This is a genomic window from Leptolyngbya subtilissima AS-A7 (assembly GCF_039962255.1).
In the GTDB taxonomy this organism is placed as follows: Bacteria; Cyanobacteriota; Cyanobacteriia; order Phormidesmidales; family Phormidesmidaceae; genus Nodosilinea.
This window is the reverse complement of sequence record NZ_JAMPKY010000007.1, coordinates 307,026-320,728: the sequence shown is the minus strand read 5'-3', so window position 1 is coordinate 320,728 and position 13,703 is coordinate 307,026. Positions and strand designations below refer to the sequence as shown.

Annotated in this window: 11 protein-coding genes; 5 read left to right on the top strand and 6 right to left on the bottom strand. The window is 57.6% G+C overall.

What is annotated here, in order from left to right:
* Positions 1 to 8 precede the first annotated feature (8 nt).
* Both NC979_RS16880 and argS read right to left on the bottom strand, forming a co-directional pair.
* The gene (locus tag NC979_RS16880) at positions 9 to 3,302 is read right to left on the bottom strand and encodes an MHYT domain-containing protein (RefSeq protein WP_190517710.1); all 3,294 of its coding nucleotides are present in this window, start codon (positions 3,300 to 3,302) and stop codon (positions 9 to 11) included.
* Positions 3,303 to 3,669: 367 nt separating this feature from the next.
* Positions 3,670 to 5,427, bottom strand: coding sequence for an arginine--tRNA ligase (gene argS / locus NC979_RS16875; RefSeq protein ID WP_190517708.1), 1,758 nt, complete (start codon positions 5,425 to 5,427; stop codon positions 3,670 to 3,672).
* A gap of 53 nt (positions 5,428 to 5,480) precedes the next feature.
* Here argS and NC979_RS16870 point away from each other — a divergent pair, with 53 nt between their 5' ends.
* The 3 genes from NC979_RS16870 to mnmH are packed head-to-tail and all read left to right on the top strand — an operon-like array spanning position 5,481 to position 7,861.
* Entirely contained in the window at positions 5,481 to 5,936 is a 456-nt protein-coding gene (locus NC979_RS16870; protein ID WP_190517705.1) for a cupin domain-containing protein, read from the top strand.
* Positions 5,933 to 6,760 carry a DUF429 domain-containing protein gene (locus NC979_RS16865; RefSeq protein ID WP_190517704.1) on the top strand — a complete coding sequence of 276 codons (828 nt, stop codon included), beginning with the start codon at positions 5,933 to 5,935 and terminating at the stop codon, positions 6,758 to 6,760. The genes NC979_RS16870 and NC979_RS16865 overlap by 4 nt, the downstream gene beginning before the upstream one ends.
* A 27-nt stretch (positions 6,761 to 6,787) precedes the next feature.
* Entirely contained in the window at positions 6,788 to 7,861 is a 1,074-nt protein-coding gene (gene mnmH, locus NC979_RS16860) for a tRNA 2-selenouridine(34) synthase MnmH (RefSeq protein ID WP_190517703.1), read from the top strand.
* Between the two features lie 105 nt (positions 7,862 to 7,966).
* On the opposite strand, the gene NC979_RS16855 is transcribed toward mnmH, so the two are convergent.
* Positions 7,967 to 8,302 (bottom strand): SMP-30/gluconolactonase/LRE family protein, encoded by a 336-nt coding sequence (locus tag NC979_RS16855; protein WP_190517701.1) that lies wholly within the window; start codon positions 8,300 to 8,302, stop codon positions 7,967 to 7,969.
* A 289-nt stretch (positions 8,303 to 8,591) separates the two neighbouring features.
* On the opposite strand from NC979_RS16855, the gene leuC reads away from it, so the two are divergent.
* Positions 8,592 to 10,004, top strand: a complete 1,413-nt coding sequence (gene leuC, locus NC979_RS16850) for a 3-isopropylmalate dehydratase large subunit (protein ID WP_190517698.1) — start codon at positions 8,592 to 8,594, stop codon at positions 10,002 to 10,004.
* Between the two features lie 296 nt (positions 10,005 to 10,300).
* A complete protein-coding gene (locus tag NC979_RS16845; protein WP_347403914.1) occupies positions 10,301 to 10,987 on the top strand; it encodes a Crp/Fnr family transcriptional regulator in 687 nt (228 codons plus the stop codon).
* 23 nt (positions 10,988 to 11,010) lie between these two features.
* Here the strand turns inward: NC979_RS16845 and NC979_RS16840 are convergent, their stop codons facing one another.
* The 3 genes from NC979_RS16840 to purN form a co-directional block, all read right to left on the bottom strand.
* Complete coding sequence (locus tag NC979_RS16840; protein WP_190517696.1) at positions 11,011 to 11,994, bottom strand: DUF1350 family protein; 984 nt, start codon at positions 11,992 to 11,994, stop codon at positions 11,011 to 11,013.
* 62 nt (positions 11,995 to 12,056) lie between these two features.
* On the bottom strand, positions 12,057 to 12,887 hold the full coding sequence (locus NC979_RS16835) for a hypothetical protein (protein WP_190517693.1): 831 nt from the start codon (positions 12,885 to 12,887) through the stop codon (positions 12,057 to 12,059).
* Positions 12,888 to 13,038: 151 nt separating this feature from the next.
* Complete coding sequence (purN, locus tag NC979_RS16830; RefSeq protein ID WP_199308752.1) at positions 13,039 to 13,686, bottom strand: phosphoribosylglycinamide formyltransferase; 648 nt, start codon at positions 13,684 to 13,686, stop codon at positions 13,039 to 13,041.
* Positions 13,687 to 13,703 lie beyond the last annotated feature (17 nt).

The window sequence follows — 13,703 nt, the reverse complement described above, 5'->3', positions numbered from 1 at the left end:
GGTTGAAGCTACAGGGAAACCGGTGCGGTGGGAACAGCCGTCAGGTCGATAATGACGTCAAGGCGAAAATCGTTAACCAGGCGGTCTAGCCGCTGAGCCAGAACCTTCTGCTCGGCGGGAAGTTGAGCGATCAGCTGGCGAACCTGTCGATCGTTAGCAGCCTGAGCCGCCTGATGAATTTGAGCTAGCCAGTCGGGAGCCAGCGAACTGAAGTCGGCTTGGGTAAGGGGGCGCTGATCTCTGCCTGAACTCTGTCCATCAACACTGAGGGGGCCAACTACAGCTGTTTTGGCGTCGGTCTGCGCGACCTCGGCGTACTGGTAGATGAGGCCAAGGCTACAACCAACCTGTTCTAACAGTTGATCGCGCTGGAGAGGCTTGGGCAACACAGCATTACAGCCCGCCGCGATGCAGTCTGACTGCTGCTCTTCGAACACGCTAGCGGTAACGGCGACAATTACTGTAGCACTGCCACCGGGCAGCTGGCGCACCTGGCGGGCTACACCATAGCCGTCAAGTACAGGCATACGCATGTCGAGACAAATCAGATGGGGCTGCCAGTTTGTCCATAAATCAATTGCTTCTTCCCCTTGGCTGGCTTCGCGGACCTCGAACCCAACCCCCTCTAACCAATGGCGCATGAGTAGGCGGCTTTCGGCTACATCGTCGGCAACCAGAATGCGGTAGCGGGGCTGTTCGGGGGCTAGGTGCACAATTGACCGTTCTGTCTCGACGGGTTCGAGCAGGGTAGTAGTAATAGCCCCGACGGGAATGCTGAGGGTAAAAGTCGAGCCTTTGCCGGGCAAACTGGTTACGGTAATGGTGCCGCCCATGAGCTGGGCAAAGTTGTTGCTGAGGGATAGGCCCAGCCCTGTACCCTCGGCGGAGCGCCGCCCCGATTGAGTTTGCTCAAAGGGCTGAAACAGATAGGCAAGCTCGTCGGAGTCGATGCCCACTCCGGTGTCCTGCACCGTGATTTCAAGCCAGTGGGTTTTACTGCCGCCGCTATCGAGCATTAAGGCGCTGCCCCGCAGCCGCGATCGCACGGTGACGCAGCCCAGAGCCGTAAATTTAATAGCGTTGTTGATTAAGTTGATGAGAATTTGCCGTAGTTTGCCTTCATCAGCCCACAGCCGATGGGCCAGCGGCGGCGGTTGGATTACTTCCAAGCGAATGCCTTTGGCCTCGGCCTTGAGCTGCAGCATGTCGTCTACGGACTGGAGGAGATAGTGCAGATCGAACGCCGTTTCATCGAGGCTGATTTTGTTAGCCTCAATTTTTGCCAGAGACAGCACATTGTTGATTAACCCCAGCAGATGATTGCCACTGCGATTGACAATGGCAATCAAGTCGCGGTGGTCGTCGTTGAGGCTGTTGTCGTCATGCAAGATTTGGGTGAAGCCCAAAATAGCGTTGAGGGGCGTGCGCAGCTCGTGGCTCATGCTGGCCAGGAAATCACCCTTGGCCTGGCTAGCGGCATCGGCGGCGCGCTTGGCAATTTCTAATGCCTGGGCCTGCTGCTGGGTTTTGCGCAGCAGGTTGGCCTGCTGTACAGCGGTACCTAACTGAGCCCCTACCTGAAGCACCATTTTCACCTCGTGGCGGGTCCAGTTGCGGACCTGGTGATGGGCATAGACACCTAGCAGCCCCCAAAGCTGGCTGCCGGCGAAAATCGGCACGATGACGTAGGCCCGAATCTGCCAACGCTCTAAAAACTCTAGGTAGCAGCTGTGAAACCCTTCGCTGTAGATATCGTTTACGCGGTGGTAGGTGCGGTCTTGGCGGTAAGTTTCGGCTTGGGTTTCCTGTAGGTAAGTGTCCTCTAACAGCAGGTAGCCCTCGTCAAAGCCGCTATTTTGCAACTTGCGGGCACCACAGTCATCCTGATCAATGAGTGACTGACCCGGCACCGAGTCGGTCATAGTTGAGGGAGCCGTGGGGTCAGTGAGGACTTCGGCCACGACAGAACCGCTCCAGTCGTCGTTGAAACGGTATATCCAGGAGCGATCGCAGCCGATCGCCTGCTGAAGCTCTTGGGTGGTGGTGGCAAAAATAGTTTCCAAATCGAGGGTTTGGCGCATGCGCTGCACAACGCGCATGACCGCCTTTTCACGATCGGCCACCGCCCGCACGGCGTCTTCAGCCTGCTTTTGAATGGTGACGTCGCTACAGGTGCAGACCACCCGTTCGATGTCGCCGGCCTCGTTGAGCTGAGGGTCAACATTGACCAGCAGCCAGCGCGGTAGGTCGGCGATCGCGGCCCTTACCCCCATAATCACGTCTCCGATTGGGGTCTTCTGGGCAATGGCCTGCTGCACCGGCAACTCGGCGGGTGCAAAGGGGGTGCCATCTTCACGGCAAATTATTCCCGCTTGACCGAACACTAAAGGAACACCGTTGGCTTCGGGCAGCAGCAAAAACTGCTGAGCCGCCCGGTTGCTGATCAAGATTTCGGCCTTGGGATTGAGCAGCAGTGCCCCTACCCCCATCTCGCGAATCAGGGTGCGAAAGCGGTGTTCGCTGTTGGATAACGCCTCTTTTTGCAGGCGCTGTCGAGTGAGGCGCTGGTTAACTCTTAGGGTGACGAGGATGCCCAGCAAAATTAGCCCGGCCCCAAACCCGACCGCCAACGCCAGCCAACGTCCTTCTAAATTCGGCCAAACTCCAGCCGCTTCTAGGCGGTTGGGGCTAGCCAAAAACACCGTTCCCGCCATGCCTGTGTAGTGCAGTCCGCCAATCCCCGAGCCTAGAGATAGCACTGCCAGGTGGGCGGGCCAGCGATCGCCCTGCTTAGGGTGGCGGCGAGACCAGAGGCTAAAGCCCAAGGCAACCGTCGAAGCGATTATGGCAATGGCAACCGAAAGCCCCACCAAAGGCCAACGATAGCTAATGCGGGCGGGCATAGCCATGGCGGCCATGCCGGTGTAATGCATCCAGGCGATCGCCAGCCCCATCACAACGCCCGCCGCGCTCAGACTCAACCAGCTAAAGCCCGCGCGGCTGACCAACCAGAGGGCCATTCCTGCCGCTAGCACTGCATATACCAACGAGAGTCCGGTAGTGAGTAGATCGTAGTTGACTGGCAGCGGTAGCTCCAAGGCCAGCATGGCCACAAAGTGGGTAGCCCAAATGCCGGTGCCCATCGCTAGAGCACCACCTGTCAGCCAAGGCCACTGTCGCCATCCTGTTGCAGCTAAAATTTGCTGCCCTAAACTCAACGTGGTGTACGAGGCCAGAATCGCAATCCCAAAAGACAAGCAGACTAGACCAGCGTTGTAATGACCAACAACCGTATAGGCCATCGTGGTAGTTTCAACCGAAGACTAAACATAGAATTGCCCAGATGCACCTCTAGCTTTCCCGAACCCACCGTGCTTTCACCAGTTGTTTGTGTCGAAGATTACAATCTTTTCGGGATTAGAAAATTTCGATAATTCGAGCCTTAGCTAAATAGATAAATGCACTAAAACTCCCCTATCTAAGGGTTGTAATGCCTTTTCTAGAGAAAAACAACGGCTAGTTTATAGAGAATTAGATTATTCGTTTCAATCTAGGGTGTATCAGGATAAATGCGCCGTTTTTTTCACTATGCGCCCCTATTCTGAGGAAAACACTTTTTGAAATGTTTGTCCCCTCTCTTTGGAAAGATGCACTGCTACCAGCTTTGAACTACATGCGCTCTAGAACCCGAATGCCCAGCAGAGACAGGCCCAATTTCAAGGTTTTGGCCGTTAGATCGCAGAGCAGCAGGCGAGAGGTGCGCTGGGGTTCTGCGGCCTGGAGCACTGAGCAGCGATCGTAGAACTGGTTAAACTTTTGGCTCAGCTCGAATAGGTATTGGCAGAGGCGGTTGGGGTATAAATCCTGCGCCACCTCTCCTAGCACCTCATCGAGCTGGAGCAGGTGGCGAGCTAAGGCAAACTCGCTGTCGTCCTCTAAGTGAACGCGGGCCTCAACGGGTAGGTGGTCGAAGTCGATATCGCCCTTGCGGCTAATGCCTTGCACCCGTACATAGGCGTAGAGCATGTAGGGGGCAGTGTTGCCCTGGAGGGCCAGCATTTTGTCAAAGCTAAAGATGTAGTTGCTAGTGCGGTTCTGGCTCAGATCGGCGTATTTAACGGCACCAAGGCCCACCGCCTCGGCCACGTCTTGAATAAATTCCTCCGTTTCCTGCCGCTCTTCGGTTTGAATGCGAGACTCTAGATCGGCGCGGGCGCGGCTGACGGCTTCGTCCAGCAGATCCTTGAGTTTGACCGTGTCGCCCGCTCGGGTTTTAAATTTCTTGCCGTCTTCGCCCTGCACCACTCCAAAGGGCACGTGGGTCAGCTCAACGCCGTCGGGAATCCACCCCGCCTTGGCGGCAACCTGAAACACCTGGGCGAAGTGGTTGCCCTGGCCGGCATCCACCACGTAGAGAACCCGCTCAGCCCCGTCCTGCTGGGTGCGGTAGCGGATGGCGGCTAGGTCAGTGGTGGCATAGTTGTAGCCGCCGTCGGTTTTTTGAATGATCAGCGGCAGTGGGTCGCCGTCTTTGTTGGTAAAACCATCGACAAACACCACCTTGGCTCCCTGATCTTCAACCAGGAGTCCTTGGGCGGTCAAATCTTGGACGACATCGGTCAGTAAAGGATTGTAGAAGGATTCGCCCCGCTCTTGGATTTGGATATCGAGGCGATCGTAGAGTTTTTGAAACTCGTGGCGAGACTGGTCGCAGAGGGCCTGCCAGGCTTTGGTGGCGATCGCATCTCCCGCCTGTAACCCTACTACGGCTTCGCGAGAGCGGGTTTTGAAGTCGTCATCCTCATCGAAGCGTTGTTTAGCCTGCTTGTAGAAGGTCACTAAGTCGCCAATATCGACGACGGAACCTGCTTCTAGGGCTTCAGGACAGGCTTCCTTGAGATGGGTGATCAGCATGCCAAACTGGGTGCCCCAGTCGCCCACGTGGTTGAGCCGCAGCACGTCGTTGCCCATGAACTCCTGCACCCGGGCAATAGAGTCGCCGATGATGGTCGATCGCAGGTGCCCTACGTGCATTTCTTTAGCAATGTTGGGGCTAGAGAAATCGACAATCACCTTCTGGGGAGGCTTCGCCGGCTCTACCCCCAGGCGCGGGTCGGCCTGCATCGCCCGCAATTGATCTTCTAAATAGGCGGTTTTGAAGCGCAGGTTGATAAAGCCGGGGCCAGCGATTTCGGGCGGTTCGCAGAGGTCGCTGACATCTAGTTTCTCGACGATCTGCGTAGCAATGTCGCGGGGCTTCAGCTTCAGTGGCTTGGCCAGCGACATGGCCAAATTGGCCTGATAATCGCCAAACTTAGGGTTGCTGGTGGGCACAAGCATCGGGTCGGTGCCAGTCAGATCTGCACCAAAGGCGATGACCAAAGCTTGGTCAAACCGGGCGGTAAGTTGTGCAAGTGTAGACTTCATGGTGTGTTCTAACCCCGTTGCGCTCCAAATAGTCCCTAAATTTTGATTGGCCTATGCACCGTTCTCACCCGTTACTGACCGCCGATGCGATCGCTGCCCTGCCCGAATCCACCTTTGTCCATCCCCTCAATCCTAGAGCAATCCGCCATGGCCGGTCGCTGGGCGATGCCGTCGGGTTTGAGCACATCGGCGTTCACCTGGTGCGGGTCGAACCCGGTCACGACTCAACCCAGTACCATGTCCACCAGGCCGAAGAGGAATTTATCTACATTCTCTCGGGGCGAGGGCTGGCGGAAATCGGTGACGAGACCATGGAGGTTGGCCCCGGCGATTTTATGGGTTTTGCCGCTGGTGGGCTAGCCCACGGCCTAAGCAATCCTTTTACGGAAGACCTAGTGTACCTGGTTGGGGGCATGCGGCTAGAGTTTGACATTTGCGATTATCCCAAAGTGAACACCCGCCTGTACCGACGAGGTGACCAGCGCGACTATGTGGATTTGGCGGAATGATTTGCTCTTCTAGTGTTGGAGACCCAACTTCAAAGGAGAATTCGTCCCAGAATTGCCCTCCCTACCATCGCTTCCTTGGGGTTGATCTAGGCTGGCAAAGTGGGCCTACTGGGCTCTGCTGTCTGCATGTAGACAACGGTAACTTGCGGCTGGTAGCGCTCGATCGCCTTCAGACCGTAGACGAAATTTTGGCTTGGATCTCTCACTGGACTGAGGGATCGACCAACGCTGTCGTTGCGGTGGATGCCCCCACTTTAATTCCTAACGAAACTGGGATGCGATCGCCCGATCGGCTCGCCCACGTGCACTTCGGCCGCTACGACGCGGGCTGCTACCCCGCCAACCTGGGCCGACCCTTTGCCGCAAAATTAGTTGCCTTTGGCCTAGCGCTCGAATCCCTGGGCTTTCAACACCAGCCCCTCAGCCCGCCACAGCCAGCGGGCCGGTTTCAGCTAGAGGTATTCCCTCACCCGGCGACGGTGCACCTGTTTGGCCTGAGCAAAATTCTCAAGTACAAGAAGGGCACCTTAGCCCAGCGCCGCCCTGAGCTAGAGAAACTGCGGCAGTATCAGCTCTCCGTGCTGCCCACCCTAGAGCCTGCCCTCGACCTAAAGGAATCCGACTTACCAGAAATTCTGTTCACTGGAGCTGCCCTAAAAGCGGTAGAAGACCAGCTCGACAGCCTTACCTGCGCCTACGTGGCCGCCCACTGGTGGTATTGGGGGGTGGAAAGGAATTGGGTGCTGGGCGATCGCACCGAGGGTTACATCGTCGTCCCCGCTCCGGTTAACGCTCATGCTCAAACCGCTACACTAAAACCTTAGCAACCCTGAAATCTTGTCCGTTTACCCATGCCAAAGCCTTTAGATATCGATGATTTTCTGCAAGGCTCTGGCCCGATTCTCGACGTGCGTAGCCCAGGGGAATTTCATCAGGGGCACATCCCTGGCGCGATTAGCTTTCCCTTATTCACCGATGCAGAGCGCGCCCAGGTAGGCACCTGTTATAAGCAGGTGGGGCGAGAGTCGGCGGTAGAACTGGGTTTTGACATGGCTGGCCCCAAATGCGGTGAGTTTGTGCGCGCGGCCAAGGCGCTGGCCCCAGATCGCCACCTGCGAATCCACTGCTGGCGAGGAGGCATGCGCAGCGGCGGCATGGGCTGGATTTTGGAATTAGCGGGATTTACCGTCCACCTCCTCGATGGTGGCTACAAGGCTTACCGGCGCTGGGTGCGGGAGACCTTGGCGACGCCCAAACCAATCATGATTTTGGGCGGAATGACGGGCAGCGGCAAGACGCTGATTCTTCAGGAACTGGCGGCATTGGGAGAACCAGTATTAGATCTAGAAGGTTTGGCCAACCATCGAGGCAGTAGCTTTGGGGCGCTGCTGCTGCCGCCCCAGCCCTCTGTGGAGCACTACGAGAATTTATTGGCGGACCAGTGGGCAAGATTCCCAAGCGATAGTCAAGGACTGGCCCCAAAGGACCAACGCCCTATTTGGCTGGAGGCTGAAAGTCGCCGGGTGGGCACCTGCCGCATCCCCGACGAGCTGTTTGTGCAGATGGATGCGGCTCCGGGGGTGGAGGTAGTGCGATCGCTTGATGAACGCCTTGACCTGCTGGTGGAGATCTATGGCGAAGCCTCCACTGAGGGTTTGGTGGCGGCGACGGAGCGAATTCAAAAGCGGTTGGGGGGCGATCGCACCCAGGCTGCCGTACAGCACATTCAGTCAGGGAACCTGCGCGCCGCTTGCGCCATCATTCTGGACTACTACGATCGCGCCTACCGCCACGATCTAGAGCGCCGTCACCGAGTCATTCCCCAGGTTGACATCCGTGGTTTGTCCCCCGCCGCCAGCGCTCGGCTGCTAGCAGAAAAGTTACCTCAACTGGGTTCGCAACCGGTCTCATTGAGCCAGCGCTAGGTGAACTTCGTCTTGAATATCAAAAACGCCAGCACCAAGGACTTAGCACTGGTGCTGGCGTTAACTATTGAACGTTACCGGTTGACGGTTTAACTAAGAATGGCCCTACGAGTTGGGCTGAGCCGTGACGTTGGTCGCGCCATCCACAGTCATAGCAATTTTCTTGGCTTGCTCTAGCACACCCTGAGCATCGGGGTTATATTTCAGCACCACAGTGGAGCCGGTTTGAGCCACCCACAGGCCCACATTGTCAGACAGGCCGGCTTCATCAAACGCCAGGGCCACTCGCTTTGCTAGACCGCTCTCGTCGAATTGGCCATCGATGCCCACCTTGGCATCGTCGATTTTGGCCGTAGTGGCAGCCTGCTTGACGTTAACTTTGGGGGAGGACTTAGCTTTTTCTTCTTCTTTTCTGCCGAACAATTTGCCTAGAAAACCCATGACATATCTCCTAATAAATCGAACCTTTTTGCCTGGCGTGGGTAGTTCTGGTCAAACGCTCAATGGTTCGCCCAGGGCAATAGCCCACAACACGCTGAAACTTACCAGGTGATCGTAAAGAATCGATAAGAGGGCAGCAAGGGCCGTTGGGTACAGTCGTTAACTGGCCTCCAGAGATATTTCCCTCAACTGTGGGGCAGAGGCTTTGGGCTAAGATAGAACACTGGCAACGCATTTGCCGCCCCTTTCGCCACCAGTTAGTTTCATCGTTTTTGCCTACAGGTCTGCCATGAGCAAGGGTACGCTGTTCGACAAAGTTTGGGATTTGCATACCGTAGGTACCCTGCCCTCGGGGCAGACCCAGCTGTTTATTGGGCTGCACCTGGTGCATGAGGTCACTAGCCCCCAGGCCTTTGCTATGGTGCGCGAGCGCCAGCTCACGGTGATGTATCCCGAGCGCACCGTCGCCACCGTCGACCACATCGTGCCCACCGAGAGCCAGGCCCGCCCCTTCGCTGACCCCTTAGCCGAGGCGATGATGCAGGCCCTCGACCAAAACTGCCAAGAGCACGGCATTCGCTTTTACAACATTGGCTCGGGTAGTCAGGGCATTGTGCATGTGATTGCCCCCGAACAGGGGTTGACCCAGCCGGGGATGACTATTGCCTGCGGCGACAGCCACACTTCGACCCACGGGGCCTTTGGGGCGATCGCTTTCGGCATTGGCACCAGTCAGGTGCGCGACGTGCTGGCCTCTCAAACTCTGGCCCTCGGCAAGCTCAAGGTGCGCCGGGTGGAGGTCAACGGTGACCTGCTGCCTGGGGTGTACGCCAAAGACGTGGTGCTGCACATCATTCGCAAGCTCGGGGTGAAGGGTGGCGTGGGCTATGCCTACGAGTTTGCCGGTAGTGCGATCGAAGCCATGTCCATGGAAGAGCGCATGACCCTCTGCAACATGGCGATCGAAGGGGGCGCGCGCTGCGGCTACGTCAACCCCGACCAAATCACCTATGACTATCTAAATGGGCGCGACTTTGCTCCCAAGGGTAAAGCTTGGGATGAGGCCGTTACCTGGTGGAATACCCTGCGCAGCGATGCCAACGCCGAGTATGACGATGTGGCCGTGTTCGCCGCCGCCGACATTGCCCCCACCGTAACCTGGGGCATTACCCCTGGCCAGGGCATTGCCATCAACGAAACCTTGCCCTGGCCCGACAGCCTGCCCGATGAAGAGCAGGTGCTGGCCCAAGACGCCTTTGCCTATATGGATTTCACCCCCGGCCAAAGCCTGAAGGGCACCGCCATTGACGTGTGCTTCATCGGCAGCTGCACCAATGGGCGCATCAGCGATCTGAGGGAAGCGGCAAAAGTGGTCCAGGGTCGGACCGTGGCTGAGGGGATAAAAGCCTTTGTAGTACCTGGCTCTGAGCGGGTAAAGCAGCAGGCCGAGGCCGAAGGGCTAGACCAGGTGTTCACTGCAGCGGGCTTTGAGTGGCGCGAGGCGGGCTGCTCGATGTGTCTGGCCATGAACCCCGACAAGCTTCAGGGCCGGCAGATTAGCGCCTCATCCTCTAACCGCAACTTTAAAGGACGCCAGGGGTCGGCCTCGGGCCGCACTTTGCTCATGAGCCCGGCGATGGTGGCGGCGGCAGCTCTGGCCGGGCAAGTGACGGACGTGCGCGACTACTTGCCCACCCACTAGAGCTGGCCTTACCTCAGTAGGATATAGCTGCTACAAGGTATTGTAGATAGCCAAATTCGTCCTGGTTGGTGCGGTAAATCACAAACGTTAATGAACTATTTCCCTGAACTTAACCTCGTCTGGGGAATTCCTTAATTTAAGCCGCCGAAGATGGGGCTGGGCAGGTTGATAGCATTGACCAGGATCCAACTGTTGTGAGACCTTGGTCTTGAGGACAGGGCTGCGATCGCCCCTAAGGGCCGTTCTCACCCCCGTACCCTTGCTAGTACCTACCCGGGCGAACTCTAGGTACCCCCGTGTCTGCAATCGCAACCTCTGCTCTCCATGATGCCACTGTTGGCATTCGCAACCATCAAACCTTCATTCAGCTCTTGGAGCAGCTCTATCGCGAGCGAGCCCTAGTACCCTTTGCGGCAGGGCGACCCATTCCCCTGCGCAGCGATGAGGTGCTGGTCATCTGTCGGGGCATTGTGCAGCTATTTACCATTCAGCACGACGGCAGCGAAACGCTGCTGGGTCTAGCTGGGCCATCGATGCCCATCGGCCTACCCCTAACCACCGTTGACCCCTACTGGGCCACCGCCCTCACCGATGTCGATGTGCTGTCGCTGCCCATGGTTGAAATCGAGGGGTCGTCAGTGCTGATGGCGGGCATGTTTCGCAATTTGACCCTGAGAATGCAGCAGGCCGAAGCCTGGCTAGCGCTCTCGGGCAAGCGCTTGGTAGCCGATCGCCTCAAGCACTTTTTGCTGATGCTGGCCAAAGACTTTGGCCATGTCGAACCCAGCGGCATTCGGGTGCCCATGCGGTTGACCCACCACCAGTTGGCTACCGCCATCGGCACCACTCGTGTCACTGTGACTCGCCTTCTGAAAGACTTTAAAGTCGAAGGCTGGCTAACCATCGACCAGCGCCAGATCGTGCTCCAGCTCGACCCTCGTTTTCCGGCAAATCAACTCCTAAACCCGATGGCTCAGCGCTGAACAGTCCTGATTCCGCTCACTGCTTAACGTTCAATTAGGGCTGGCTTCAGCTCCTCTAAAACTGTCCCTGACTCAGTTTCGCGATGCTGAAGCTGGTGAAAAAACTTCAGCACGGTTTCTCCGGTAGCCCAGCAGACTAGGGGCTTAGCAAACTTATCGAGCGGGTTGAGGTCTACCAGCCAGGAGCCGACCTTTACCCCCAGAGGTTCGAGGTGTTTGCCCCTCAGTTCGGCATGAATCAGCTGTTTGGCCTGTAGATGCTGGTAAAGCCAGAGGACATCACTGGTAGCAGGGCAAGGGTCTTGTATGCTTCCCGCTACGGTGTCGTGGGTGAAGGAAACCATGGCCGTCAAGTTAAAGAGGCGGCTGCGATCGATTAGCGCGAGGGTTTGCTGGCGGGTGGGCTGCACCCCCAGTCCTAAGCGATCGAACAGGTGCGCCAACGTTTTGAGCGGCACCGCATTGGTGGTGTCGCTAATATCGGGAGCTAAGAGCTGGGTGGGCTGGTTCCAAATGTTAGGAGAAGCCGCTAGGCGATCGCGCAACCACTGAGCATTTCTGCCGCCAATCACTTCATCAAGGGTGGTGTCTGCCGGGTCTAGCTCAACGCCGCACAGCAGTTCTAGCAGGGCAATGTATTTGCAGCCCAAGCTGTGGCCCAGCCAGGCGTAGCGATCGCTCTGGTGATATACCCCAATGTCGTACCCAACCTCGGCAGCGAGCTGCGGCAGACAGGTTTGCAGCCGTCGCTGTTCTTCTAACAGGCTGAGGGCAATGCCCCAGTGGCGAAAGCTGAAGCGGAAGGGCATGGCCACCACGGTGTAACCAGCGTCATACAGCTCGCGCAGCAGGTGGCGATAGCATAGGGTCGGCAACGAGCCAAAAAATGCTCCACCAATAAACTGAATCACCCCTTTAGGCTGGGGATGCAGCGCCACCCAGCTAAAGGAAACCGGCTGAAAGGTAAAAGGTTTCATTAAATACTCAGCGTTACGGCGGTTTTCCATAGCGTCCCTCAGCCTCAGGCAGGCAGAGCTACCAGGGCTGAGGCGTCAGAATTAGGCGGCACCTACCGGTTGGTCGGCTCCATGCGGATAGGAATTTCCAGCTTGGAGAGCAGGTCGCTGACGGTGCTCAGGTTTTCGGCGCTGGGGTCTACCTGGGCCAGGGTTTCGGCCAAAACCTCGGCCCGAGCTGTGGGGCTGAGCAGTGATAGGTCAATCATGGGGGGATTCAGGTCGGGCAGCACCGGGCGATCGCCAGCCACCTCAGCCACGATGACGGGATCGATGGGGAAGAAGCCGCGATCGGGCTCTACTTCATTGAGGCCCTTACCGCTGGCCAGTTCTAGCGGATAGTTGATCTGGTCAAAGTCGCCGCTGCGAGCTGCGAGGTCGTTGGGCAAGAAGGTGCCGCGCACCTCAGGGTTGAGCAGTACCTTGACGGGGGTGTTGCTCTGGGGTCTTAGAAACACCCCCTGGCGCAGAGCAGGCAGGCGCAAGCGCACAAAGCCGCGAATTTCAACATCGGGATTGGCCTCATCGAGCAGGCCGGGTCGAGTCAGGTCCGGCAGCAGTTGCACCGAGGCGGTCTGCTTCGCCGGCAGTCTAAACCGGGTGGTGAAGACGGGGGTAACCGGGCTGGGGTTGACCGCAGTCAGGGCCAGCGGGGTGTTGGCTCCGGCAATATCAAAGGCCACCACAGCGTTGCCTGCCAGAGTGCGATCGGGGTCTACCGGCGTGGGGCGGCTGACGTGAAACTCAAGCTGATAGGTAAAGTCGCGGTCTTCTAAGTTGGCAATGGTCAGAAAATATCCCTGCACCACGCGGCGAGCCACGGTGGGGTCGGCCGGGGGTGGGGCGATGCGCTTGACCAGCAGCTCAAAGGTAGTAATTTCCATAGCTTGATTTCACCAAAAATACGGCTTGCCCCAGTGGCCTACGCACCCGGTAGAAGGAGGTGTCTCTGGCTGTCGGGGTTAGGCCCATTGTGGAATTTACGTCCTAAGGTCGCCGTCACCCGAGCGGGTACTTTTGGTTGCGGTATTGGAGTTAGTCGCGACCCTTGTCTTTTAGGGCAGCTAGGGCGATCGCCGCTGGGTAGATGCGGTGCTCTTGCTGCTGAACACGGGCCTGGAGCATAGCGGAAGTATCGCCCGGCTGTACTGGCACCACCGCCTGCATAATGATTGGGCCACTGTCTACTGCTAGCTCAACCTGGTGTACGGTGCAGCCCGCCACCTTTACCCCTGCCGCCAGCGCTTGCTCTATCGCATGCAGCCCTGGAAAGCTGGGCAGCAGACTGGGGTGAATGTTCAGCACCCGCTGGGGAAATGCGTCAATTAATACCGACGTCACGCAGCGCATCCAACCCGCCATAATTACCCAGTCAGCGCCGTGGATACGGAGCGTCTCCACAATATCTTTGTCCAAAGCTTCGCGGCCGGGGTACTGGCGGTGGTTCAACAGCACGGTGGGCAGTCCAAGGCGGGCCGCTCGCTCGGCCACCCCAGCCTTGGGGTTGTTGTACACCACGACCTGAACTTGAGCATGCAGATCGCCCCGACTGATGGCCTGGGCGATCGCCTCTAGATTGCTGCCGTTGCCTGAGGCCATCACTCCCAATTTGAGGGGTTGCTCAAACTGGGGCCAGGCGTTGGGCAGCGGCGGTGAAATCATGGCGGGGGCAGTCTCTGGCATGGCCTCAAGAAACGGGG

What these genes read in the sequence shown, in the direction of transcription:
- NC979_RS16880 (WP_190517710.1), bottom strand. Translation starts at nt 3,302, where the DNA reads ATGGCCTATACGGTTGTTGGTCATTACAACGCTGGTCTAGTCTGCTTG.
- NC979_RS16835 (WP_190517693.1), bottom strand. Translation starts at nt 12,887, where the DNA reads ATGGAAATTACTACCTTTGAGCTGCTGGTCAAGCGCATCGCCCCACCC.
- NC979_RS16840 (WP_190517696.1), bottom strand. Translation starts at nt 11,994, where the DNA reads ATGGAAAACCGCCGTAACGCTGAGTATTTAATGAAACCTTTTACCTTT.
- NC979_RS16855 (WP_190517701.1), bottom strand. Translation starts at nt 8,302, where the DNA reads ATGGGTTTTCTAGGCAAATTGTTCGGCAGAAAAGAAGAAGAAAAAGCT.
- mnmH (WP_190517703.1), top strand. Translation starts at nt 6,788, where the DNA reads ATGCCAAAGCCTTTAGATATCGATGATTTTCTGCAAGGCTCTGGCCCG.
- argS (WP_190517708.1), bottom strand. Translation starts at nt 5,427, where the DNA reads ATGAAGTCTACACTTGCACAACTTACCGCCCGGTTTGACCAAGCTTTG.
- NC979_RS16870 (WP_190517705.1), top strand. Translation starts at nt 5,481, where the DNA reads ATGCACCGTTCTCACCCGTTACTGACCGCCGATGCGATCGCTGCCCTG.
- NC979_RS16865 (WP_190517704.1), top strand. Translation starts at nt 5,933, where the DNA reads ATGATTTGCTCTTCTAGTGTTGGAGACCCAACTTCAAAGGAGAATTCG.
- purN (WP_199308752.1), bottom strand. Translation starts at nt 13,686, where the DNA reads ATGCCAGAGACTGCCCCCGCCATGATTTCACCGCCGCTGCCCAACGCC.
- leuC (WP_190517698.1), top strand. Translation starts at nt 8,592, where the DNA reads ATGAGCAAGGGTACGCTGTTCGACAAAGTTTGGGATTTGCATACCGTA.